The following is a 19,679-nucleotide window of genomic DNA, read 5'->3' as shown; positions in this document are numbered from 1 at the left end:
CGGATGCCTTCGTGCGGCGCGTCACACCACCACGGGCAGCGCCTCCTGCGCGCCCACCGAGAAAACCCGGCGGTAGCGCATCACCTCGTCGGCCGGTCCCTGCGCCTTTGTAGGGTTGTCGGAGAGCTTCACGGTCGGCCGCCCCTCCGCCTCGGTGACCTTGCAGACGATGGAGACCGGATCGAGCTTGCCGTCGGGCAGCAGGCCGCGGAAATCGTTGGTCAGCAGCGTGCCCCAGCCGTAGCCGATGCGCATGCGCCCGTGAAACCGGGCGTGGATGCGCTCGATCTCGTCGATGTCGAGTCCGTCCGAGAAGATCGCGAGCTTGTCCCGCGGGTCGTGCCCGCGTTCCTGCCAGAAGCGGATCACCTCCTCGCCGCCCTCGATCGGGTCCTTCGAGTCGATGCGGATCCCGGTCCAGTCGCTCACCCAGTCGGGGGCGTTCGCCAGGAACCCGGTGGTGCCGTAGGTGTCGGGCAGGATCACCAGCAGGTTGCCGCCGTAATCCTCCTGCCAGTCGGCCAGCACCGCGTAGGGGGCGGCGGCGAGCGCCGCGTCGTCCTCGGCGAGCGCCGCGTAGACCATCGGCAGCTCGTGGGCGTTGGTGCCGACCGGCTCGACTTCCTGCCGGGCCGCGATCAGGCAGTTCGAGGTGCCGAGGAATGCGCCGCCCAAGCCCTCCGCCATGGCCTGCACGCACCAATCCTGCCACAGGAAACCGTGGCGCCGGCGCGTGCCGAAATCGGCCACCGACAGGTCCGGCAGCTTCTGCAGTCGCTGGATCTTCTCCCAGACCCGGGTCATGGCGCGGGCGTAGAGCACCTGCAGGTCGAGCTTGCCCAGACCCCGCAGCACGGCACGCGCCCGCAACTCATTGAGGATCGCGAGCGCCGGGACCTCCCACATGGTGGTCTCGATCCACGGTCCGTGGAAGGTCAGCTCGTACTGCCCGTCATGGACGGCAAGTTCGTATTCGGGCAGCCGGAAGTTCTCGAACCACGTGACGAATTCGGGGCCGAGAATGCGCCCCTGGCCGCGGAACACGTTGCCGCGCAGCCACGTGACCTCGCCCTTGCTGAGGCGCAGAGCCCGGGCGTGGTCGAGCTGCTCCCGCAGCAGCCCGGCCTCGACCTCGTCGGCGATCCGGATGCGCCGCGTGCGGTTGGTGATGCCGAAGGTGGTCTGGATGTCGGGATGCCGGCGCAGGATCGTCTGCGCCATCAGAAGCTTGTAGAAATCGGTATCGAGCAGCGACCGCACGATCGGGTCGATGCGGAAGCTGTGGTCGTAGACGCGCTTCGCCAGATCCAGCATGCTCTCGGGACTCGACCGCACGATTCTCGCACGCAGAGCGCATGCCGAGCGCGGCCCCGTCAAGGAGAAGGCAGACCTGCCGAAACGTGGAACTCGGCTTCGCGGGGCCCCGGCTTTTCCCGCCCTGGCTGGCCGCGCCGCCTCCCGGCCGTCATTCCGGGGCGCCGCAGGCGAGCCCGGAATCCAGAGCCGCTGAGATGTGTCAGGGCAGGCACCGCCGGCGGTTCTGGATTCCGGGCCCGGCTCCGCAGTCCCGGAATGACGAGGCTGACATGGACGGGCATCGGGCCACGAGCCTGTGCTCAGTGACCCGCCCCGAGAGACCGAAAAACCTTTTCCGGGATCGCTTTGCGTCAGCCTCGGACGCTCAGGCGAGATCGACCTTCTTGGTTTCGGTCTTCGGGCTCTCGCCGGTCAGCGAGGCCTTCACGTAGCCGTAGAGGTGCAGCATCGTGCTGTTGGGGCTGTCCCAGTATTCGCCCTTCTCCGGGTGCACCCGGATCAGCGCGACCTCGGGGTCATTCTTGCCGTTGGGGAACCAGGTCTTCAGGCTCTCATTCCATTTCGCATCGATGATCGCCTGGTCGCGGACGATCTCGGCCTTGCCGGCCACCGAAACGTAGTTCTGGCTCGACGGGTCGGAAAAGGCGAGGTTGATCTGATTGTCCTTGCTGATCTCGGCGGTCTTGGGCGAGTGCAGCTTGGTGAAGAACCACAGGTCGCCGTTCTCGTCGGCGTCGTTGTTCCACATCGGGCGGCTGTTGAGCGTACCGTCGGAATCGACGGTGGTCATCATGGCGATCTTCACGTCCTTGATCAGCTCGAACAGCTTCTTCGCGCCCTCGTGGTCGCGGTGGTTGCCCTGATGCATGAAAATGGTCTCCTACGCGTTGTTTCGGTCCCGGCGGGGTCTCCGGAGAGGGCCCGGCCGAAGGCTGCCCCGACAACGGATCAATCTCCCGTTGGTTCAGCTTGCCCGCGCGAGGACGGAGGTTCGGATGAATCGTGCTCGGGTGATGAGCCGCGCAGCGGCGGCGCTGGTCGCGTTCGGCGTCGGCCTGCTGCCGGCGGCCGCCGAGGTGCAGTTCGGCCCAAGCGTGCGCATCGGCGGCCACGACTTCTCGAACCGGCGCTTCGGCAGCGTCCACATCGCGCGGGCGAAGCGCCTGCGCGGCCCGCTCGGCTGCCGCCGCCTGCGCCATGGGGTCTACCGGCGCGGCGACGGGACCGTGGTGCGCGGCCCCATGGAGGCATGCAACCTCATCGCCCGCCCCCACTGACGCGAGCCGCTCGGCCGAGTCGTCCACAGGGACGCAGGCCATCGGCGCCGCTGTCGAATGCGGACCTGGGGTCTGGTGTTCTGGGCCCGCTTGGTTACATGCACTGGCATACCTGCTTGCCCCGCTGGAGGACATCTTGGCGATCACCCGCGACGACGTGCTGAAGGCGCTCGCCGACGTCACCGTCGATGCCGCCGGCACCACCCTGCCGGGCTCCGGCCGGCTTTCCCAGGTCGTGGTCGATCCGAGCAACCGGGTGATGTTCTCGATCCTGGTCGATCCCAGCGAGGCCGAGCGGTTCGAGCCGGTGCGGCGGCAGGCCGAGGGCCGGGTCCTGCAGATGCCGGGCGTCTCCGGCGTATTCGCGAGCCTCACCTCCGAGCGCAGCCAGAGCCACCCGGCCCAGAGCAGCGCCGCCCCGCGTCCCGTGTCGCCGCCGCCGGTGGCCCCGCCGCGGCCCGGCGCGCCGCCGAACCAGGGCCCGCAGATCGCGGGCGTGCGCCACATCGTGGCGGTCGCCTCCGGCAAGGGCGGCGTCGGCAAGTCGACCACCGCCTGCAACCTCGCTTTGGCGCTCCAGGCGCAGGGTCTGAAGGTCGGCCTCCTCGACGCCGACATCTACGGCCCGTCCGTGCCGAAGCTGTTCGGCCTCTCGGGTAAGCCGAATGTCGTCGACAACAAGGCCATGGAGCCGATGGTCGGCTACGGGCTCAAGGTCATGTCGATCGGCTTCCTGATCGAGCCCGAGACGGCGATGATCTGGCGCGGCCCGATGGTCCAGTCGGCGATCACCCAGATGCTGCGCGACGTGCTCTGGGGCGAGCTCGACCTGCTGCTCGTCGACATGCCGCCGGGCACCGGCGACGCGCAGCTCACCATGGCGCAGGCGACGCCGCTCTCAGGTGCCGTGATCGTCTCGACGCCCCAGGATCTCGCGCTGATCGACGCGCGGCGCGGCGTGACCATGTTCAAGAAGGTCGCGGTTCCGATCCTCGGCGTGATCGAGAACATGGCGACCTTCGTCTGCCCGAATTGCGGCCACGCCTCGCACATCTTCGGGCATGGCGGTGCGCGGATCGAGGCGCAGCGCCTCGGCGTGCCGTTCCTCGGCGAGGTGCCGCTCGACATGACGATCCGCGAGACCTCGGATGCGGGCCGGCCGGTGGTGGCGACCGATCCCGAGGGTCCGCACGCCAAGGTGTACCGGGACATCGCCGCCCAGCTCTGGGCGAACCTGTCCGGCGCGCCGGCCGGGCGGACGGCGCCGAAGATCGTCTTCGAGTGAGGCCGTGGCGCCGCCGGATGTTCCTCAGCCGATCCTGGGCCTGATCCTGGCCGGCGGGCAGGCGCGGCGGATGGGCGGCGGCGACAAACCGCTGCTGCGCCTCGGGGGGCGGACCCTTCTGGAGCGGGTGGTCGAGCGGCTGGGGCCGCAATGCGGTGCGGGACTGGCGCTCAGCGCCAACGGCGACCCGGCGCGGTTTTCCGGGTTCCCCGGACCGGTCCTGCCGGATCCGCTGCCGGACCAGCCGGGTCCTCTGGCCGGCATCCTCGCCGGGCTGGAGCACGCCGCCGCGCAGGGTGTCACCCGGGTGGTGAGCGTGTCGGGCGACGCGCCGTTCCTGCCCGAGGATCTGGTGGCGCGCCTCGACGCGGCCGGATCGCGGACCGGCATCGCGCTTGCGGCCTCCGGCGCGCGGCAGCACTACACGATCGCCCTTTGGCCGACAGCCCTGCGCGACGACCTGCGCGCGTCTCTGGAGCGGGGCGAGCGGCGCGTCGGCGCCTTCGTCACGCGCCACGGGGCCGCAGTGGCGTCCTGGCCGGTCGAGCCGGTGGACCCATTCCTGAACGTCAACACGCCGGAGGATCTGGCGGCGGCGGAAGCCCTATGCCGTGGGTGATGCAGTTCCGCCGTCATCACGGGGGCAGCGACACACCTGACGACGTGACGCCCCTGGATCGCTTCGCTCTGCTCGCACAGACGCAGGCCCGAGACCGTCTCGCGGAGACGGTCTCGGGCCTGCGAACAATCGCTTCGGTCTTAGGCTTCCGCGACGGTCGCCTTCACGATCTTGTCCGGCGAGCGCGGCGGCTCGCCCTTGTTGATCGTGTCGACCACGTCCATGCCTTCCACGACCTTGCCCCACACCGTGTACTGCTTGTCGAGGAAGCGGGCGTCGTCGAAGCAGATGAAGAACTGCGAGTTCGCCGAGTGCGGGAAGTTGGTCCGCGCCATCGAGCAGGTGCCGCGCACGTGCGGCTCGGCGTTGAACTCGGCCTTCAGATCCGGCAGGTCCGAGCCGCCCGAGCCGGTGCCGGTCGGGTCGCCGGTCTGGGCCATGAAGCCGTCGATCACCCGGTGGAACGGCACGCCGTCATAGAAGCCCTGGGCGGCAAGCGTCTTGATCCGCTCGACATGGCCCGGCGCCAGGTCGGCGCGCAGCGCGATCACGACGCGGCCCTTGGTGGTCTCCAGCACGATGGTTTCGTTGTCAGCCATAGGTCTGTCCTTCCGGTTGATGGAATTGTATCGGCGCGCGCCGGATCCGGCCAGCGCCCGTGACGGGGTCGCCGGCGTTCAGGCCGGCGGGCGGTAGACGAAGCGGAGCGCGACCGGCCGGCCCGCGATCGCCCGGCCCAGGCCCGGCGTGATGTGGGCCGGGGTGCAGCGTGCCAGGGCGTCGAGGGTCCCGCGTACCAGGGTGGTCCGCTGCGGCCCGGAGACGCCGGCCGCGTAGGTGACGCGCGGCGGCCCGATCAGACTGCCGTCGCGGCGCAGCGACAGCCTGAGGGTGATCTCGACATCGTCCGACCCCGCGCTCGGGGCCCCGAGACCCGCCGGCGCCTGCCAGCATGCGGCGAGCGCCGGATAGAGTTCGGCCAGGGTGTCGGCGGGCCTGGTCGCCATCCGGGGAACCGGCACAGCGATCGTCGCCCGCAGCGTCTGCGGCAGGCTCAAGGGATAAGCGCCCCCGGGCTCGACAGCGTAGCCGTAGAAGGGGCTGCCGTCATAGGCCGCCGCTGCCGCCGGGATCAGGCTCAGCAGCAGGATCGAGGCGGCGCGCCGGCCCGGCATGCGGCCGCTACTTGGCCTTCTCGGCAAGCGTCATGCTGACGATCTTGTCGGGGTCCTGAACCGCGCCGCCGGGCGCACCGGGCGCGGCCTTCTTGATCTTGTCGAGCACGTCGAGCCCGTCGGTGACGTTGCCGACGATCGTGTACTGGCCGTTCAGGAACGGCGCATCGCCCAGGCAGATGAAGAACTGGGAATTCGCCGAGTTCGGATCCTGCGAGCGGGCCATGCCCAAGGTGCCGCGGCGGAACTGCGCCGACTGCGAGAACTCCGCCGGGATGTTCGGCAGGCTGGAGCCGCCGGTGCCGTTGCCCTTCGGGTCGCCGGTCTGTGCCATGAAGCCGTCGATGACGCGGTGGAACTTCAGGCCGTTGTAGAAGCCCTGGGAGACCAGCGTCTTGATCTGCTTGACGTGCTTGGGCGCCAGGTCCGGCCGCAGCTCGATGGTGATCCGCCCGTCCTTGGTCTGGAGATAGACCGTGTTGGCATCGGCGGCCCGGGCCGATTGGGCCGTGCCGAGCGTGAGGGCGAGCGCGAGGAGGGCGTGGCGTCGATTCATCGGAGTCCTTCCAAGTCAGGAATGGGCGGCGAAGCGCTGGCGGAGGCGCGCGGCGACGGCCGCGGGCACGAAGGGCGAGACGTCCCCCCCCATGCCGGCGATCTGGCGCACCAGCGTCGCGGTGATCGGGCGGGCCTGCGTCGAGGCCGGCAGAAACACGGTCTGCACCTCCGGCGCCATGGCGCCGTTCATGCCGGCAAGCTGCATCTCGTAGTCGAGATCCGTGCCGTCGCGCAGGCCGCGGATGAAGAGTGCGGCGCCGCAGCGCCGGGCGGCCGAGACGGCGAGATCGTTGAACGTGACGATCTCCAGCGCCGCCCCTTCCGCCTCCGCCACCGGCCCGCAGGTCTCGGTGAGCAGGGCGGCGCGCTCCTCAGCGGAAAACAGCGGCGCCTTGCCCGGATGCACGCCGATGGCGATCACGAGGCGATCCACCAGCCGGCAGGCTTGGCGGATCACGTCGAGATGGCCGTTCGTGACCGGATCGAACGAGCCGGCATAGAGGGCGGTGCGGGTCATTGCGGCCCGACCTAGAGCATTTTCGCGCCGGACGGAACCTCAGGCGGTGACCACCCCGTCCAGCACGCGCCTCACGCCTCCTCGCCGCCCTCCGGGCCGGCTTCGGCGCCCTCGTCCTCACCCTCGATGTGCTCCACCGAGACGACCTTCTCGTCCTTGGCGGTGTTGAACACCGTCACGCCCTGCGAGGCGCGGCCGACGATGCGGATGTCGTCCACCGGCACGCGGATCAGCTGGCCGCCATCCGTGACCAGCATGATCTGGTCCGAGGCCTCCACCGGGAAGGAGCCGATGAGGCTGCCGTTCCGGGCGTTGACCCGCATCGCCGTGATGCCCTTGCCGCCGCGTCCCGAGGTCCGATACTCGAACGACGAGGAGCGCTTGCCGAAGCCCCGCTCCGAGAGGGTCAGCACGTACTGCTCGGCCGCGCCCATCTCGGCGTAGCGCTCCGGTGAGATCGCCGCCGCCTCGGTGCCGTCCTCAGCCTCCGCGTCGCCGTTCTCCTCAGCCTCGCCGGTCACGGCGCGGCGCATCTTCAGGTAGCCGGCACGCTCCTCGGCGGTGGCGTCGAAGGCGTTCAGGATCGTCATCGAGATGACCCGGTCGTCCTTGGCGAGCTGGATGCCCCGTACGCCGGTGGAATCGCGGCCCTTGAACACGCGCACGTCCTCGACGGGGAAGCGGATGCACTGGCCGAGCGCCGTGGTCAGCAGCACGTTCTGGTCCGGCCGGCAGATCTCGACATGGACGATGTGGTCGCCCGGATCGAGCTTCATGGCGATCTTGCCGTTGCGGTTCACCGTGGTGAAGTCCGAGAGCTTGTTGCGCCGGACGTTGCCGCTGGCGGTCGCGAACATCACGTCCAGCGTCTCCCAGGACGCCTCGTCCTCCGGCAGCGGCATGATCGTGGTGATGCGCTCGGAGGTGTCCTGCAATTGCAGGATGTTGACCAGCGCCTTGCCGCGGGCGTTCGGGGCGGCCATCGGCAGGCGCCAGACCTTCTCCTTGTAGGCCTGGCCCTGGCTGGAGAAGAACAGCACCGGCGTGTGGGTGTTGGCCACGAACAGGCGGGTGACGAAATCCTCGTCGCGGGTCGCCATGCCGGAGCGGCCCTTGCCCCCGCGGCGCTGGGCCCGGTAGGTCGAGAGCGGCACGCGCTTGACGTAGCCGGCATGCGACACGGTCACCACCATGTCCTCGCGGGCGATCAGGTCCTCGTCCTCGACGCTGCCGTCGAAATCGACGATCTCGGTCCGGCGCGGCGTTGCGAAAAGTGCCCGCACCTCGGCCAGCTCGGTCTTGACGATGCCCTGGATCCGGACGCGCGAGCGCAGGATGTCGAGGTAGTCGGCGATCTCATCGGCCAGCGTCTTCAGCTCGTCGCCGACCTCGTCGCGGCCGAGAGCCGTGAGGCGCTGCAGGCGCAGGTCGAGGATGGCGCGGGCCTGGGTCTCGGACAGGAGATAGGTCCCGTCCTCGGCGACGCGGTGGCGCGGATCGTCCACCAGCGCGATCAGCGGCGCGATGTCGTGGGCCGGCCAGTCGCGGTCCATCAGGGCCTCGCGGGCCGTGTTCGGGTCCGGCGAGGTGCGGATCAGCCGGATCACCTCATCGATATTGGCGACCGCGATGGCCAGACCGCACAAGACGTGCGCCCGCTCGCGGGCCTTGCCGAGGAGGAACTTGGTCCGCCGGGAAACGACTTCCTCGCGGAAGTCCACGAAGGCCTGGAGCAGGTCCTTCAGGTTCATCAGCTCGGGGCGGCCGCCGTTCAGCGCCACCATGTTGCAGCCGAAGGACGATTGCAGCGGGGTGAACCGGTAGAGCTGGTTCAGCACCACGTCGGCCATGGCGTCGCGCTTGATCTCGACGACGATGCGCATGCCCGAGCGGTCGGATTCGTCGCGCAGGTCGGAGATGCCCTCGACCCGCTTCTCCTTCACCAGCTCGGCGATCTTCTCGACCAGCGTCGCCTTGTTCACCTGATAGGGGATCTCGGTGAAGATCAGCGCCTCGCGCTCCTTGCGCAGCTCCTCGACATGCGACTTGGCGCGCATGATCACCGAGCCGCGTCCCGTCGCGTAGGCTTGGCGGGTGCCGGCGCGGCCGAGGATCATGCCGCCGGTCGGGAAATCCGGACCGGGGACGATCTCGGTGAGCTGCTCGATGGTCAGGCCTGGCTCGTCGATCAGAGCCACGCAGGCGTCGATCAGCTCGCCGAGATTGTGCGGCGGGATGTTGGTGGCCATCCCGACCGCGATGCCGCCGGCGCCGTTGGCCAGCAGGTTCGGGAACCGGGCCGGGAGAACCTTGGGCTCCTCGCGCGATTCGTCGTAGTTCGGCTGGAAATCGACGGTGTTCTTATCGATGTCGGTGAGAAGCGCGGTCGCGGGCTTGGCGAGCCGCGATTCGGTGTAGCGCATGGCCGCCGGCGGATCGCCGTCCACCGAGCCGAAATTGCCCTGCCCGTCGATGAGCATGAGGCGCATGGAGAAGTCCTGCGCCATCCGCACCAGGGCGTCGTAGATCGATTGGTCGCCGTGCGGGTGGTAGAGACCGATCACGTCGCCGACGATGCGCGCCGATTTGACGTATTTCCGCTCGGGCAGGTGCCCGGACTCGAAGGCGGAGTAGAGGATGCGCCGATGCACCGGCTTCAGGCCGTCGCGCGCGTCGGGAAGCGCCCGGCTCACGATCACGCTCATCGCGTAATCGAGATAGGAGCGGCGCATCTCGTCGGTGATGGAGACGGGGCGGATGTCGCTGGCGGGCGGGGCTGCGCCAGTCGGATCGTTCTCGGCCAAGTCGATTTCCGTTCTGAAGCCCGGACGGGCGGTGCTCACGACCGCTCCAGGGTGGCGCGCGATGCGCCGGAACGGCCTCTCGGAAGAGCAGTGATATCAGACGGTTAAATAAGGTTTTCCGAGCCCGCCTGCAAGGTCGTAGCGCGGTCGTCCATAGGTGCGCCGGCAGGGCCGCGTCCCGCCCGGATCGGGCCGGGACGCGGGGCGGTCTGCTCAGTAGAACGTGAGGTGGCGGTGGCCCACGGCGCGGCCGCGGAACGCGTGGTGCCGGTAGCCGTGATGGCGGTATCCGTAGTGGCGGCGGTATCCGTAATGGCGATGCCAATGGTGCCGGCGGTGATGCCAGTGGCGACGGTGATGCCAATGATGGCGGCGGTGCCAGTGGCGACGGTAGTGCCAGCGGGCCTGCTGGATCACCGGTTCGGGTGCTGCGGCCTCGGCGGTCGCCGGGACCGGCAGGGGCGCCGCGCGGGCCGGCGCGCTCGCCAGCCCGCCGAGCAGCGCGGCGAGGAGGACCAGGATAGGCCAGGGTCGCATCGTTTCTCTCCCATGTGAGCGCCCGGCCGAGTCCAGCGGATCCGGGCCGGCACGAGGCTCGCGCCGTCGCCAGAAACCGCCAGGGTCGGCAAACGGTTCGATCCGTCGTGACTGCGCAGACGGGCCGCCCTGCCCTGCCCCGCCCGGCCCACCTGTCGCCCTTGCGTGCGGCAACGGAAAGCCCAGTTTCGGAAGGCCGCACCGTGCCGCTTCCGGCCGGGCCCTTCGACGAGTTTGTGTCCGATTCCCATGCCGCTCGCGCTTCCCGACTCCCTTCGTGCCTTCCTGCCGCGCCGCTTCCGGGATCGACGCCCGCGGGTCGCCGTGGTCCGACTCTCCGGGACGATCGGGGCGGTGTCGCCGATCCGCCCGGGGCTCTCGATCGGAGGCGTGGCCGGCAGCCTGGAGCGGGCCTTCGGGATGCCCGGGGCCAAGGCGGTGGCGATCGTGATCAACTCGCCCGGCGGATCGCCGGCGCAGTCGCACCTGATCCACCGCCGCATCCGGGCGCTGGCCGACGAGAAGCGGCTGCCGGTCATCGCCTTCGTGGAGGATGTCGCGGCCTCCGGCGGCTATATGATCGCCTGCGCGGCCGACGAGATCGTCGCCGACCCGACCTCCATCGTCGGCTCGATCGGGGTCGTCTCGGCGGGGTTCGGCTTCCACGGCCTCTTGGAGAAGCTCGGCGTCGAGCGCCGGGTGCACACGCAGGGCGAGGCGAAGTCGATGCTCGACCCGTTCCGCCCCGAGGATCCGACTGACGTGGAGCGTCTGAAGCGCATCCAGGCCGACGTCCAGGACCTGTTCACGGGCCTGGTCACGGCCCGCCGCCCGACCCTGTCGCAGGCCGAGAACCTGTTCACCGGCGCGGTCTGGACCGGGCGGCAGGCGCTCGGCCTCGGCTTGGTCGATGCCCTCGGCGACGTGCGCACCGCGATGCGGGCGCGCTACGGCGACAAGGTGGATCTGCGTCTCGTGGCCGAGGCGCGCGGCGGATTCCTGTCCCGCCTGCTGCGCCGCGGCGGTGCCCCGGGCGGCATCGGGAGCGGGCTCGCGGAGGGCGCGCTGGCCGCCCTTGAGGAGCGCGCCGCCTTCGCCCGCTTCGGCCTCTGAGAGGCCTGAGCGCTCACGCCGCAACCTGCCCCGGGAAGCGGTCGATCTCGCCTTCCGGGTCGGCCGCCACGCGGTCCACGGTCTGAGCCGCCGCGGTGACGGCGGCGGCCATGCAGGCCGAGCGCCGGGCGGCGCCGGCCACCGAGGCCGCCCGCGACGGCCTCGGTGGCCCCGGCCGTGTCGGCGACGTTGCGGAGATCGCGGCGGTGGCCGGGCGCTGCGCCGAAACCGCCGCGGCGATGCCGCCCGTGGCGGCGCTGACCGACCGCATCGGCTCGCCCATCCGGCCGATGGCCGCCACGGCCGCCGTCGTCGAGGTCTGCACGCCGGCGATCTGGCCTCGACACGCGCGGCCAGGACGAGCGCCGGGGTTCGCGGGTTTTGCCCGCCGTTGCTGTGCTGCCGCTCCTCCAGCTGCGACCACGTCCGGCGCGACACGGTAATCCAGACGGCGCCCGCGGTGAGTATCACCGCGAGCATCGCCAGCATCATGACCTCCGTGGACAAAGGTCGCCTTGCTTGGCGGGTAGGAATATGCGCGCGTCGACTTGTGTCCGTTCCTATGGCTCGCACGAACATTGTTTCGTGAGGTTAGAGAACGTGTTGATCTTCGTCTAGAACGCGACAGTTGGCGTCCATCCTCAACTCTGCCCTGCACGCCGCGCGGAGACGCGCGCCAGGGCCGCGAGGTCCTTCTCGCCGTCGCCATGGCTGATCGCCTCGATCAGGTTGTCGCGCAGCACGCTGGCGAACGGCATCGGCACGCCCGCGCCCTCCCCGGCCTGAAGGGCGAGCCGCACGTCCTTGGCGCCGAGCTTGAGGCCGAAACCCGGCGGTTCGTAGCGGTTCTGCGCGATCGAGGCGCCGTAGCCCTTGTAGACCGGCGAGGCGAACAGGGTGTTGGTCATCAGGTCGAGAAAGTCGGCCCCCGCGACGCCGTGGCCCTGCGTGAGGGCGCAGGCCTCGCCCATCGCCTCGATGGCCGAGATCAGCATGAAGTTGCCGGCGAGCTTCACGGCATTGGCCCGGACGGGCTCCGCGCCGAAGCGCCAGGTCTTGGCGCCCATGGCGTCCAGCAAGGGCGCGGCCCGGTCGAGGAGGGGCGCTTCGCCCGCCGCCACGATATTGAGCTTGCCGGCTTCCGCCACGTCCGGCCGTCCGAAGACCGGGGCGGAGATGTAGGGGACGCCGGCCCGCCCGTGCACGGCGGTGAGCTGCCGGGCCAGGGCCACCGAGACCGTGCTCATGCCGATATGCAGCCCCGGGCGTTCGGCCCGGTCGAGCAGGCCGCCGGCGATGATCACGGCCTCCAATGCCGCATCGTCGGCCAGCATCGTGATCACCGCCTCTCCGGCGAAGGCCTCCGCGGCGCTCGCCACTGGGGTGACCCCGTCGATCCCGCGGGCGCCCTCCGGTGTCCGGTTCCAGGCGCGGACCGTGTGGCCCGCCCGCGCCAGGCTCGCGGCCATCGCCCGGCCCATACGCCCCATTCCGATGAATCCGACGTCCATGCCGTGCTCCTCGACGCTGATGTGTCGCCCGCCAACCTGGGAAGCCCGGACCGGGGGTCAACGGCGCCCCCGCATTTGCGTCGCTCCCGCGCCGTGGCAAGGTCGGCGCATGCTGCGCAACCGCATCACCGACATTCCCGGCCTGCGGGTCGGCCACGCGAGCGACGTGGCGGTCGCCAGCGGCGTCACCGCGCTCGTGTTCGAGGCGCCGGTGGTCGCCTCCGTCGATGTGCGCGGCGGCGGGCCCGGCACCCGGGAGACCGATCTGCTCGATCCCGAGCGCACCGTGGAGCGGATCGACGCCCTCGTCCTCTCCGGCGGCTCGGCCTTCGGGCTCGATGCGGCGTCCGGCGTGATGGCGTGGCTCGCCGAGGCCGGGCGCGGCTTCCCGGTCGGCACCATGCGGGTCCCGATCGTTCCCGGGGCGATCCTGTTCGACCTCCTGAACGGCGGCGACAAGGCGTGGGGCCGCTACCCGCCCTATCGCGAGATGGGCTTCCAGGCCGCAGCGGCCGCGACTGAGGATTTTGCCCTGGGCTCGGTCGGGGCCGGGACCGGCGCCCGCACCGGCAGGCTCAAGGGCGGGATCGGGTCGGCGTCCGCCCTTGTGGCCGGCACGGGGTTCCGGGTCGGCGCGCTCGCTGCCGTGAACGCCTTCGGCAACGCGACGATCGGTGACGGGCCGCATTTCTGGGCCGCGCCCTTCGAGGCGGGCGACGAGTTCGGCGGTCTGGGCTCCCCGGCCCGGGTGCCCCCAGAGGCCCTCGCCTTCCCCGCGCGCGCGCTTCCGGGCGCCGCCACGACGCTTGCCGTGGTTGCGACCGACGCGGCGCTGACCAAGGCGCAGTGCCGGCGCCTCGCGGTCGCGGCGCAGGACGGGCTCGCCCGCGCCCTCGTGCCGGCCCATACGCCGCTGGACGGCGATCTGGTCTTCGCGGTCGCCACGGGCGCCGTGCCGGTGGCCGACCCGGTGGTGGAGATGGCGCGTCTGGGCGATGCCGCCGCGCGGGTCCTGGCGCGGGCTGTGGCGCGCGGGGTGTTTTCCGCCACGCGCTTGCCGGGGCATGCTGTGGCGCCGCCGTTATCCTGGACCGGCCTGCCGCCCGCATGGAGGGACGTGTTTCGGGGGTCTTAGGCTCCGGCGCAAACGCGGCCCACACTGTCATCGCGAGCGAAGCGACCTCACCCAGGGCGGCGCGACCTCGCAGGGCGTGCCGCTACACTGGGTTGTTTCGCTCCGCTCGCAACAGCGGCGGCTCACACCTCCCCGCGCGCATCCTCCAGCAGCTGCGCCAGACCGGCATCCACCTCGTCGGCGAGCATCGTCCGCTCGGCGTCGGTGAGGTCCTTGGCCCAGGCGCCGCTGCCGAACCCATCGGTGCACCGCGCCCGCTCCGAGGTGATGTAGGCCTCGGTCTCGGCCGGGCGCGTCTTCATGGCGTGGACCATGCCGAACCACGCCGCCCGCTCCACCACCGCCAACCGCGCCCGCAGGCGGATCGCCACCGCCTTGTCCGGATCGATCCCGTCGCCGCTCATGCCCTGTCCTCCCCGTCCTGCTCCGCGAGCCGCGCGATCAGGCCCTGCAGCTGTCCAGGCACCGGCTCGCTCGCCGAACGCGCGTAGAGCACCCGCAGTTGCCGGCCGATCTCGGCAAGGCTCATGGAGCCCTTGGCGATCACCCGGTCGGCCTGGACGTTCAGGCTCTCCTTCTCGGCCGTTGTGATCTCCTTGGCGGTGAGCACCACGACGGGCACGTCGCCGTCGGGCCGCGCGCGCAGCGCCCGCAGGAAGCCGAACCCGTCCATCTCGGGCATCATCAGGTCGAGGAGGATCAGGCTCGGGCGCGCCTGGCTGACGCGCTCGAGGGCGATCCGGCCGTTCTCCGCCTCGTCGATGGTCCAGCCCTCGCGGCCCAGGGACCGGCGCAGGCGCTCGCGGGCATCCGCGTCGTCGTCGACCACGAGGATGCGGGCTTCGCCCGGCGCCTCCGGCCGGTAGCGCTCCATCAGGCCCTTGAGCCTGTCCCAATCGATCGGCTTGACGAAATAGTCGGTGGCGCCGAGCGCCTGGCCGAGCCCCTGCTCGGCCACGACCGAGGTCATGATCACCGGCGTTCCGGCGAGGTCGGGGTCGTTGCGCACCGCGTGCAGCACCGCCCAGCCGTCCATGCGCGGCATCTCGACATCGAGCAGGATCGCCCGCGGCCGCAGCGCCCGGGCGAGCGTCAGGCCGGCGCGTCCGTCACTGGCGCTGCGCACGTGGAACCCCTCACGCTCAAGGAAACGCTGGAGCAGCTCGCGGGCCGCGGGATCGTCGTCGACCAGCAGCACCGTCTCGTGCTGCTCGTGGGGCTCCACGGGCGTGTGCGGTTCGGCTTCGGTCGGCGGCGCGTCCTCGGGCTGGAGCATGGCGGGCAGGCGGACCGTGAAGGTCGCGCCCGCGCCCGGCGTGCTGGTGACGCTGATGTCGCCGCCCATCGTCCGGCAGAAGGCGCGGGTGATGGCGAGCCCGAGGCCGGTGCCGCCGAACTGGCGCGTGGTCGAATCGTCCGCCTGCACGAAGCGTTCGAACAGGCGCCCGATCTGCTCCTCGCTCATGCCGATGCCGGTGTCGGTCACCGCGAAGGACAGCCAGTCCGCGGCCCCCTCCCGGTGCCGACGCACCGTCAGGGTGATCGTCCCGGTCTCGGTGAACTTGGCGGCGTTGCCGATGAGGTTCAGCAGGCACTGGCGGATCTTGGTCTGGTCCTGGTGCATGGACCCCAGCACCGCCCCCTCCCCGGCCCCCGCATCGAGGACGAAGCGGTTGCCCTTCTTCTCCACCAGCGAGCCGGTGGAATCGGACACGTCCCGGAGCAGCTCCGCCACCGCGAAGGTCTCGGCGGAGGCGGTCATGCGGCCGGCCTCGATCTTCGAGATGTCCAGCACGTCGTTGATCAGCGACAGGAGGTGGCGCGCCGCCGCCTCGATCTTGCGCAGATCCGGCAGGAGCGCGGCCTGGCCGATATCCTCCAGCTCCTCGCCGAGCATCTCGGAATAGCCGATCACCGCCGAGAGCGGCGTGCGCAACTCGTGGCTCATATTGGCGATGAACTGGCTCTTCGCCCGGTTTGCCGCCTCGGCGGCCTGCCGTGCGCGTTCCACCGTCTCCTCGGCTTCCTTCCGCTCGGTGACGTCCACGCAGGTGCCGACCCATTCGCGCAAGCTGCCGTCCTCGGAGAGCACCGGCACGCCGCGGACCTCCATGGCGCGCCACGCGCCGTCGTGGCGGCGCAGGCGGTACTCGACCTCGTAGGTCTGGCGCGCCTCCACGCAGGCCGCCCAGGCATCGGCCGCGTGACCCCGGTCGTCGGGATGGACCGCGTCGAGCCAGCCCCAGCCCTGGTAGGCCTCCTCGGTCTGGCCGGTATAGATGCTCCACCGGACCTGGGGCGGCATCAGCTCGCCGGCCGCGTTGGTGTTCCAGATGACCGCCGCGGAGGCGTCCACCAGCGCCCGGAACCGCTGCTCGGAATGGCGCAGGCGCTCCTCGACGGTGCGGCGGCCGGTGATGTCGGTGTTGGTGCCGTACCAGCGCAGGATCCCTCCCGACGCGTCGTGGTGCGGCAGCGCCTTCGAGAGGAACCAGCGATAGGTCCCGTCACGACCGCGCAGCGGGAAGGTGTCCTCCCAGGACCGGCCCAGCGTGATCGCGGCCTGGTAGCGCTCGGTCACGGCCGCGACATGGTCGGGGTGATGGACGGTGCGCCAGCCCCAGCCGCGCATCTCCTCCAGCGTCGTGCCCGTGTAGTCGTACCAGCGCTGATTGTACCAGATGATGGTGCCGTCGGCCTCGGCGATCCAGGCGAGCTGCGGCAGCGTCTCGGCGAGGTTCCGGTAGTCGGCATCCGTGACGGCCTGCGCGCCGCCCTCAGTCTCGCTCATCGGCCACGCGCTATCCTGTCATCCGCCCCGCGGCGGCTCTTACCGGTATTCCTTATACACGCATCGTGTCGGGATCCGACCGGACCGGACCGGCCTCCGGGCTGCGCCGAAGGCGCAGGGCGTCGATGCTGTAGAGGGCGAGCGCCACCCAGATCAGCGCGAGCATCAGGGCCCGGTGCGGCTCGACGCGCTCGCCGTAGGCCAGCACGCTCAGGCCGAGCAGGCAGGTCGGCGCCACGTATTGCAACAGGCCGAGGGTGGTGAGCTTCAGGCGGACGGCCGCGGCGGCGAACCAGATCAGCGGCAGGGCGGTGGTGAGCCCCGTCAGCATCAGCAGAGCCCGGTCCGACGGCGCCGCGGGCAGAAACGGCTCGGCGGTCAGGACGAGCCAGAGGATCGCCCCGGGCAGGAGCAGCAGCGTCTCGGCCAGGAAGCCCACCAGGGCGTCGACCGCGGCGACCTTCCGCGCGAGCCCGTAGAGCGCGAAGGACACCGCCAGGGAGAGCGACAGCAGCGGCAATTCGCCGGCCCAGCCCACCGCGATCGCCACACCCGCCGCCGCGATGCCGACGGCCGCCATCTGCATCGGCCTGAGCCGCTCGCCGAGCACGACCCGCCCGAGGGCGACGCTGACCAGTGGATTGATGTAGTAGCCCAGGCTTGCATCGAGCAGATGCCCGCTGCTGATCGCATAGAGGTAGAGCAGCCAGTTCACCGCGATCATCGCCGCCGAGAGCAGCAGCAGGGCGTGGCGCCGCCGCAGCGGCCGCGGCAGGTCCAGGTGGTGGCGGGCCGCGAGGATCAGCGCCAGCGCACCCGCGAACAGGCTGGACCAGACGATACGCTCGGCCAGAATGTGGTTCGGGCTGTAGGCCCCGAGCATCCGGAAATGCACCGGGACCAGGAGGCCCCAGCTCAGGTAGGCGGCGAGCGCGTAGACGAGGCCCACGGGTTCCTCCCGGTCGACCCGGATGGGCGGCCGGGTCCGAAGCCTTTAGCGCAGGCGGCTGGCGCCTGTCAGGGACGGCGGCGCAGGTCTGCCATCCCGGCGCACGCCTGGGGGCCTCAGGCGGCCCGGATCGTGGCCAGGAAGTAACGGACCGCGCTGCCGAGTTCCTCCGATTGCCGGGCCAGCGCGGCGGCGGAGGCCAGGACCTGACCGGCGGCCGTCCCCGTCTCGCCGGCGGCTTTGGCAACGCCGGTCGTGGTGGCGGTGACCGCACGGGTGTCGGCCGAGGCCTGTGCGACGTTGCGCGCGATCTCCCGCGTGGCCGCCCCCTGCTGTTCGACCGCGGCCGCGATGCCTGCTGCGACCGCGTCGATCTCGCGGATCCGGGCGGTGATCGAGGCGATCACCGCGACAGCCTGATCGGTCGCGCGCTGGATCCGGCCGATCTGCCCCGTGATCTCACCCGTCGCCCGGGCGGCCTGCCCGGCAAGATCCTTGACCTCGCCCGCCACGACGGCGAAGCCCCGCCCGGCCTCTCCGGCGCGTGCGGCTTCGATCGTGGCATTCAGAGCCAGCAGGTTGGTCTGGCTCGCAATGCCCTCGATCAGCGCGACCACCGCGCCGATTTTCGTGGCGGCGGCACTGAGATCCTGGACCAGGGACGCGGTCCGGTCGGCTTCCGAGACGGCGTTCTGTGCGAGCTTGGCCGAGCCGCCGACCTGCCGGCCGATCTCCGCGACGGAGGAACCGAGCTGCTCGGCGGCGGCCATGACCGTGCTGACGTTGGCCGCGGCCTCCTCGGCGGCGCCCGCGACCGAGATGGACTGGTCGGCGGCCCGCGCGGCGGTTTCGGTCATGGTCCGGGCGACCGTCTGCAAGGTCGCGACCGAACCGGCGACGAGGCCGATGATCCGGCCCACAATGTCCTCGAAATCCGCGGCGAGCCGCAGCCGCGTCTGGCTGCGATCGGCGGCCGCCGCCTCATCCGTCCGCCGCTGGCTCTCGGCCTGCTCGGCGGACGTCCGGGCAACCAGGGCCTTGATGCCCTCGACGGCCTCGCCGATGGCGCCGATCTCGTCGCCGCGCCGCGCCTCCGGGACCTCGATGTCGAGCTGCCCCGCCGACATGGTCTTCAATGCGGCCGTCAGCCGGCCGAGCGGGCGCGCGACACCGACATTCACCACCAGCACACCGATGAGGATGCTGGCGGCGATACCGCCTGCCGACACGCCGATGGCCCAGAACACGGTCGTGCGTGTCTCCGCACTCAAGCCCTCGGAGCCCGTGCGGATCGACGCGCTCAGATCGCCCACGAAGGTATCGAGTTCGGCGAACAGCGTCTTCTGGAGCGGATCCACCCGCTTGTGCGCGAGCGTCAGCGCCTGGGCACTCATGCCTTTCTTGGCCATGGCGCACATCTCGCCGGTGAGCACGGCGTAGGTGTCGAGCAGGTCCGCGATCCGGCCGGTCTGGGTGTGGAAGGCCGGTGCATTCCGGCGCGCGCCGTCGAGGAGCATCGCGGCTTCGGCGGGAAGCGGCTCGAAGGCGGCACCGACGCGGTCCGACTCGTCCGGATCGGCCTCACCCAGGGCGCGGAAGGCCACGTAGCTCATCTGATAGACGACGCGTCCCAGCCGTGCCGCCATCGTGGCCGCCGTGGCATCGTTGGCCAGATAGGCGCTGTAGGCCGTGTCGGCTGCGACCATGCGGCTGGAAATGTACCAGAGGTAGCCGATCGCATTCGCGGCTATGAACGCGAAGGCGAAAGCGATCTTGAAGGCGATGGTGATTTTGAAGTTGCGCCGCACAGACGAATGGCTCCGAAACGAGCATTGCCTATGTGCCGGGGTACGGCGGCGTCGATAGCAAATCGCACGACTGGGACGAATGACATCAACATTGAGACCGAAATGCAGGCATCTTAATCTTGAGATTGCGATTTTTCTCGGCCTGTCAACTGTCAGTGCGTGAAGCCAGCGCTCCGAACACGGGTTAACAAGGCTTGGCCCCAGCGCGGAGGGGCCATCCCGTCATTCCGGGACTGTGGAGCAGGGCCCGGAATCCAGATCCGTGGCGCGCGCACGGCATGGC

At 70.5% G+C, this 19,679-nt stretch carries 19 protein-coding genes; 5 read left to right on the top strand and 14 right to left on the bottom strand.

Going from position 1 to position 19,679, the window contains the following annotated elements:
• Window positions 1-21 precede the first annotated feature (21 nt).
• Both pncB and JOE48_RS26445 read right to left on the bottom strand, forming a co-directional pair.
• Window positions 22-1,314, bottom strand: a complete 1,293-nt coding sequence (pncB, locus tag JOE48_RS26450; RefSeq protein WP_210034222.1) for a nicotinate phosphoribosyltransferase — start codon at window positions 1,312-1,314, stop codon at window positions 22-24.
• Between the two features lie 367 nt (window positions 1,315-1,681).
• Window positions 1,682-2,185 carry a pyridoxamine 5'-phosphate oxidase family protein gene (locus JOE48_RS26445; RefSeq protein ID WP_210034219.1) on the bottom strand — a complete coding sequence of 168 codons (504 nt, stop codon included), beginning with the start codon at window positions 2,183-2,185 and terminating at the stop codon, window positions 1,682-1,684.
• Between the two features lie 145 nt (window positions 2,186-2,330).
• Between JOE48_RS26445 and JOE48_RS26440 the strand changes: the two genes are divergently transcribed.
• The 3 genes from JOE48_RS26440 to mobA all read left to right on the top strand — a co-directional run bounded on the left by JOE48_RS26440 (window position 2,331) and on the right by mobA (window position 4,498).
• Window positions 2,331-2,594 carry a hypothetical protein gene (locus JOE48_RS26440; RefSeq protein WP_210036065.1) on the top strand — a complete coding sequence of 88 codons (264 nt, stop codon included), beginning with the start codon at window positions 2,331-2,333 and terminating at the stop codon, window positions 2,592-2,594.
• A 136-nt stretch (window positions 2,595-2,730) separates the two neighbouring features.
• Window positions 2,731-3,879 (top strand): Mrp/NBP35 family ATP-binding protein, encoded by a 1,149-nt coding sequence (locus tag JOE48_RS26435; protein ID WP_210034217.1) that lies wholly within the window; start codon window positions 2,731-2,733, stop codon window positions 3,877-3,879.
• A 4-nt stretch (window positions 3,880-3,883) separates the two neighbouring features.
• On the top strand, window positions 3,884-4,498 hold the full coding sequence (gene mobA, locus JOE48_RS26430) for a molybdenum cofactor guanylyltransferase MobA (RefSeq protein WP_312893376.1): 615 nt from the start codon (window positions 3,884-3,886) through the stop codon (window positions 4,496-4,498).
• Between the two features lie 140 nt (window positions 4,499-4,638).
• Here the strand turns inward: mobA and JOE48_RS26425 are convergent, their stop codons facing one another.
• From JOE48_RS26425 to JOE48_RS26400, 6 genes are all read right to left on the bottom strand, one after another.
• A complete protein-coding gene (locus JOE48_RS26425; RefSeq protein ID WP_210034215.1) occupies window positions 4,639-5,097 on the bottom strand; it encodes a peptidylprolyl isomerase in 459 nt (152 codons plus the stop codon).
• Between the two features lie 78 nt (window positions 5,098-5,175).
• Window positions 5,176-5,673: a hypothetical protein gene (locus JOE48_RS26420; protein ID WP_210034213.1), complete on the bottom strand. Its 498-nt coding sequence runs from the start codon at window positions 5,671-5,673 to the stop codon at window positions 5,176-5,178.
• Window positions 5,674-5,680: 7 nt separating this feature from the next.
• Window positions 5,681-6,229: a peptidylprolyl isomerase gene (locus JOE48_RS26415; RefSeq protein ID WP_210034211.1), complete on the bottom strand. Its 549-nt coding sequence runs from the start codon at window positions 6,227-6,229 to the stop codon at window positions 5,681-5,683.
• Between the two features lie 15 nt (window positions 6,230-6,244).
• Window positions 6,245-6,748 (bottom strand): pantetheine-phosphate adenylyltransferase, encoded by a 504-nt coding sequence (gene coaD / locus JOE48_RS26410; RefSeq protein WP_210034209.1) that lies wholly within the window; start codon window positions 6,746-6,748, stop codon window positions 6,245-6,247.
• A 71-nt stretch (window positions 6,749-6,819) separates the two neighbouring features.
• Window positions 6,820-9,552 (bottom strand): DNA gyrase subunit A, encoded by a 2,733-nt coding sequence (gene gyrA / locus JOE48_RS26405; protein ID WP_210036062.1) that lies wholly within the window; start codon window positions 9,550-9,552, stop codon window positions 6,820-6,822.
• Window positions 9,553-9,765: 213 nt separating this feature from the next.
• On the bottom strand, window positions 9,766-10,089 hold the full coding sequence (locus JOE48_RS26400; RefSeq protein WP_210034208.1) for a hypothetical protein: 324 nt from the start codon (window positions 10,087-10,089) through the stop codon (window positions 9,766-9,768).
• A 249-nt stretch (window positions 10,090-10,338) separates the two neighbouring features.
• On the opposite strand from JOE48_RS26400, the gene JOE48_RS26395 reads away from it, so the two are divergent.
• Window positions 10,339-11,202, top strand: coding sequence for a S49 family peptidase (locus JOE48_RS26395; protein ID WP_210034206.1), 864 nt, complete (start codon window positions 10,339-10,341; stop codon window positions 11,200-11,202).
• 13 nt (window positions 11,203-11,215) lie between these two features.
• On the opposite strand, the gene JOE48_RS26390 is transcribed toward JOE48_RS26395, so the two are convergent.
• Both JOE48_RS26390 and JOE48_RS26385 read right to left on the bottom strand, forming a co-directional pair.
• Window positions 11,216-11,527 carry a hypothetical protein gene (locus JOE48_RS26390; protein ID WP_245252964.1) on the bottom strand — a complete coding sequence of 104 codons (312 nt, stop codon included), beginning with the start codon at window positions 11,525-11,527 and terminating at the stop codon, window positions 11,216-11,218.
• 316 nt (window positions 11,528-11,843) lie between these two features.
• A complete protein-coding gene (locus JOE48_RS26385; protein ID WP_409518648.1) occupies window positions 11,844-12,734 on the bottom strand; it encodes an NAD(P)-dependent oxidoreductase in 891 nt (296 codons plus the stop codon).
• 88 nt (window positions 12,735-12,822) lie between these two features.
• On the opposite strand from JOE48_RS26385, the gene JOE48_RS26380 reads away from it, so the two are divergent.
• Window positions 12,823-13,848, top strand: a complete 1,026-nt coding sequence (locus JOE48_RS26380) for a P1 family peptidase (protein WP_210034202.1) — start codon at window positions 12,823-12,825, stop codon at window positions 13,846-13,848.
• Between the two features lie 122 nt (window positions 13,849-13,970).
• Here the strand turns inward: JOE48_RS26380 and JOE48_RS26375 are convergent, their stop codons facing one another.
• From JOE48_RS26375 to JOE48_RS26360, 4 genes are all read right to left on the bottom strand, one after another.
• A complete protein-coding gene (locus JOE48_RS26375) occupies window positions 13,971-14,252 on the bottom strand; it encodes a hypothetical protein (protein ID WP_210034201.1) in 282 nt (93 codons plus the stop codon).
• Window positions 14,249-16,639 carry a response regulator gene (locus JOE48_RS26370; RefSeq protein ID WP_210034199.1) on the bottom strand — a complete coding sequence of 797 codons (2,391 nt, stop codon included), beginning with the start codon at window positions 16,637-16,639 and terminating at the stop codon, window positions 14,249-14,251. Before JOE48_RS26370 ends, JOE48_RS26375 begins: the two co-directional genes overlap by 4 nt.
• A gap of 52 nt (window positions 16,640-16,691) precedes the next feature.
• A complete protein-coding gene (gene rarD, locus JOE48_RS26365) occupies window positions 16,692-17,588 on the bottom strand; it encodes an EamA family transporter RarD (RefSeq protein WP_210034197.1) in 897 nt (298 codons plus the stop codon).
• A gap of 116 nt (window positions 17,589-17,704) precedes the next feature.
• Window positions 17,705-19,396 (bottom strand): HAMP domain-containing methyl-accepting chemotaxis protein, encoded by a 1,692-nt coding sequence (locus tag JOE48_RS26360; protein ID WP_312893375.1) that lies wholly within the window; start codon window positions 19,394-19,396, stop codon window positions 17,705-17,707.
• Window positions 19,397-19,679 lie beyond the last annotated feature (283 nt).

It is taken from the genome of Methylobacterium sp. PvR107 (assembly GCF_017833295.1).
Lineage (GTDB): Bacteria > Pseudomonadota > Alphaproteobacteria > Rhizobiales > Beijerinckiaceae > Methylobacterium.
The sequence above is the reverse complement of the archived record's forward strand: the minus strand, read 5'-3'. Positions and strand labels throughout refer to the sequence as shown.

What these genes read in the sequence shown, in the direction of transcription:
- pncB (WP_210034222.1), bottom strand. Translation starts at nt 1,314, where the DNA reads ATGCTGGATCTGGCGAAGCGCGTCTACGACCACAGCTTCCGCATCGAC.
- JOE48_RS26445 (WP_210034219.1), bottom strand. Translation starts at nt 2,185, where the DNA reads ATGCATCAGGGCAACCACCGCGACCACGAGGGCGCGAAGAAGCTGTTC.
- JOE48_RS26440 (WP_210036065.1), top strand. Translation starts at nt 2,331, where the DNA reads ATGAGCCGCGCAGCGGCGGCGCTGGTCGCGTTCGGCGTCGGCCTGCTG.
- JOE48_RS26425 (WP_210034215.1), bottom strand. Translation starts at nt 5,097, where the DNA reads ATGGCTGACAACGAAACCATCGTGCTGGAGACCACCAAGGGCCGCGTC.
- JOE48_RS26420 (WP_210034213.1), bottom strand. Translation starts at nt 5,673, where the DNA reads ATGCCGGGCCGGCGCGCCGCCTCGATCCTGCTGCTGAGCCTGATCCCG.
- JOE48_RS26415 (WP_210034211.1), bottom strand. Translation starts at nt 6,229, where the DNA reads ATGAATCGACGCCACGCCCTCCTCGCGCTCGCCCTCACGCTCGGCACG.
- coaD (WP_210034209.1), bottom strand. Translation starts at nt 6,748, where the DNA reads ATGACCCGCACCGCCCTCTATGCCGGCTCGTTCGATCCGGTCACGAAC.
- JOE48_RS26400 (WP_210034208.1), bottom strand. Translation starts at nt 10,089, where the DNA reads ATGCGACCCTGGCCTATCCTGGTCCTCCTCGCCGCGCTGCTCGGCGGG.
- JOE48_RS26395 (WP_210034206.1), top strand. Translation starts at nt 10,339, where the DNA reads ATGCCGCTCGCGCTTCCCGACTCCCTTCGTGCCTTCCTGCCGCGCCGC.
- JOE48_RS26380 (WP_210034202.1), top strand. Translation starts at nt 12,823, where the DNA reads ATGCTGCGCAACCGCATCACCGACATTCCCGGCCTGCGGGTCGGCCAC.
- JOE48_RS26375 (WP_210034201.1), bottom strand. Translation starts at nt 14,252, where the DNA reads ATGAGCGGCGACGGGATCGATCCGGACAAGGCGGTGGCGATCCGCCTG.
- JOE48_RS26370 (WP_210034199.1), bottom strand. Translation starts at nt 16,639, where the DNA reads ATGAGCGAGACTGAGGGCGGCGCGCAGGCCGTCACGGATGCCGACTAC.